This window comes from Aminobacter sp. P4_D5 (assembly GCF_056401815.1).
In genome coordinates, this window is record NZ_JBFUIP010000741.1 from 1 (window position 1) to 700 (window position 700).

Annotated in this window: 1 protein-coding gene and 1 pseudogene; one reads left to right on the forward strand and one right to left on the reverse strand. The window is 67.1% G+C overall.

What is annotated here, in order from left to right; all coding sequences use genetic code 11:
- A pseudogene (locus AC1DWF_RS34700) lies at positions 1–222 on the forward strand (hypothetical protein); the annotation flags it as partial.
- 18 nt (positions 223–240) lie between these two features.
- Here AC1DWF_RS34700 and AC1DWF_RS34705 read toward each other — a convergent pair.
- Positions 241–699 carry a PEP-CTERM sorting domain-containing protein gene (locus AC1DWF_RS34705; protein ID WP_476843014.1) on the reverse strand — a complete coding sequence of 153 codons (459 nt, stop codon included), beginning with the start codon at positions 697–699 and terminating at the stop codon, positions 241–243.
- Position 700 lies beyond the last annotated feature (1 nt).

A 700-nucleotide genomic window follows, 5' to 3' on the forward strand; every position in this document is an offset into this window, starting at 1 on the left:
GGATTGCTCCAATCCGCGGATTCCATCTGGCGATGGCAGGAGCGGTTCCTGCATGAGGGCGTCGACGGCCTGCGGAGCGACAGGACGCGCAAGTTCGGCAATCCGCCGCTGCGCGACGGACGGTCCCTCGATGGGGTGGGGCGGTGGAAAGGCTGTTCGGACAGGCTGCGCCCGGGCGTTCTGCGGCGCGGGACGCGAAGGGGGTTGGTGGCGGCGCCGTGAGGCGCCGCCGGTTGCCGTTCAGACCAGCTGCGGCCGACGGCGCTTGGCCACGCCGAGACCCATGAGACCAAGGCCGAGCAAGGCCATGGAGGCAGGCTCAGGAACCGCCCGCGGGTCGATAACGCCAGTAGTCTGGACGTCRGTGCCCGCCAGGATCAKGTGCGACAGGGCTGGTTGCTGGCCACCATTGTTSAGGAAGTTSAYGTCGAAGGTTCCCGTCCCRSTGKTGGGAGASGYGGTCAGCARCACGTYGTYGAAGMGGTARSCYGCTCCGTTGYTSCCGCCRARCAGYCCSACCACGAAGTCGATGGTGATGGGCAGGTTCGGKGTGCCSGCCAASTCYTGCCASGCRARGCYCCARTTGCCGCTGTTGGTGCCCGGGGCCGTGACCGTGAACCCGATGCCACCCAGGCCCGGGCCGACGGCATCCGATGAATCCAGATAGGTGAGCGTGGCCAAGCCGAGCTGGGTTTTCATG